The following is a 1,559-nucleotide window of genomic DNA, read 5'->3' on the forward strand; positions in this document are numbered from 1 at the left end:
CTACCATATATAAGGTTTTTAAAATAGACATCAATGATGAACAAGAAAAGCAAATCTTAGGTGCATACCTTTTTGGAATGTTTAATGGATTAGGACACGAAAAAAATATTAAACCTGTTGACATACAAGGTGCTATGATTCAGATTTTAAACGAAAAACTAAATTATTCTTTAGAGTCTGCTGTTCAATTTAGCCAGTTTCTTATTAATTCCACAGATAAAAATTTCCATCCTACTATGTTTGCTATTATTCATAGAGGATTGGAAGGATATTTCATGTATAAAGATGGTAGAAATGAAGAATTATCACGAGATTTTCATGATATTATTGAAGTTGTTAAAACAGCAACTTAAATTAGAATTAAGATAGTATGTGCTATTTCACTAGATTCTATGAGCGAAGGAGAAAGATTTTTAAAGAATAAAGTGAAATGGCTAAAGCAAGTGATGGGCATGTTAAACTAGAAAGCGGTCGAGATAATTCAAAGCCAATTATTATAGTGAAAGTTTCTTGAGAACTTATTCGGAAACAGGGTACGATGCACATGAAAATAAAAATGACATTTATAGTGGTTACTGGAGTTTTGAAAGTGGAGCAATCGTAAAAATTTTAAAATTAGATGACTCAACTTTGAAAGATACTTCGTACTACCCTTATGATATGGTGCATTACCAAGAAAAATAAATGTAAGAATCCACAGTGATAAACTTTTACACTGTGGATTTTTTTGTCCATATATAGAATCTTCAACTGTTGGAGAAGTAGTTGGAAAGTTTTCAAAGGCAAGTACGGTAGCTAAAGATGACGCTTATCAACTTGCTAAGGGTACAGGTAATAAGGAGGAAACCTTTACTGTTCCTAAATGGAGTAATGATGGCAAATATGATAAGGTTAGAGGATATAGAGGTAGAGACCTCACAAAGTATGATGAAGAGTATTTAGTTGACCCTAGACTTGTAGTTGAAATGAACTTTAAAGGGAAAACTAATTCAGGAACTAATGCTGCAGGATGGGAGAGAAATGCAAAAAAGTTCTTCAATACATTACTTAAAAGTAATCCGGAGTTTTGGAGTGCAGAAAATACGGCTTTGATAAAGAGAGGTCGAGTTCCAATTGTTGATGAACAATTTATAAAATATTTTCCGCAGTATAAGGAGTATATAAAAGACCCAATGAGGCATCATCATATAGGAGAAGGTGGTCAAGCTGTAGCTTTACCAAAAAGTTTGCATCCTGGATATGGTGGTATTCATAATGTAGAAAAGGAATGGGGAATTACTGGAATAGATGATGAAATTGCAACTAGATTAGAAACTTTTATAAATAATTTAAGAAGGTGAGAAGATGATACTACCAGAGGAATTTAATGATAAATGGGATGTTAACAAAGATGGTCCACTAATTAAATTTAATTCCAAAGATTTAATGAGCACAAATTTTTCGGATGATGTGAAGGAGTTTTTGTCTATAGGAGGTTTACCAGAAACTCCGCCACCATATTTAGAGTTTACTTCGTCACAATCTTTAATAAGATCTATTACAAATGTATTTAATATGCC

At 32.3% G+C, this 1,559-nt stretch carries 2 protein-coding genes and 2 pseudogenes; all 4 read left to right on the forward strand.

Annotated features, from left to right (window positions below):
* A partial coding sequence (imm48, locus tag ACQGS6_RS28155; RefSeq protein WP_426966007.1) for an Imm48 family immunity protein occupies nucleotides 1-353 on the forward strand: 353 nt, incomplete at its 5' end.
* Between the two features lie 130 nt (nucleotides 354-483).
* A pseudogene (locus ACQGS6_RS28160) lies at nucleotides 484-684 on the forward strand (PoNe immunity protein domain-containing protein); the annotation flags it as partial.
* Between the two features lie 53 nt (nucleotides 685-737).
* Complete coding sequence (locus ACQGS6_RS28165; RefSeq protein WP_426966008.1) at nucleotides 738-1,340, forward strand: hypothetical protein; 603 nt, start codon at nucleotides 738-740, stop codon at nucleotides 1,338-1,340.
* A gap of 4 nt (nucleotides 1,341-1,344) precedes the next feature.
* Nucleotides 1,345-1,559, forward strand: a pseudogene (locus ACQGS6_RS28170) (SUKH-4 family immunity protein); the annotation flags it as partial.

This window comes from Bacillus sp. GMs2/2, assembly GCF_050172095.1.
GTDB lineage: Bacteria > Bacillota > Bacilli > Bacillales > Bacillaceae_G > Bacillus_A > Bacillus_A cereus.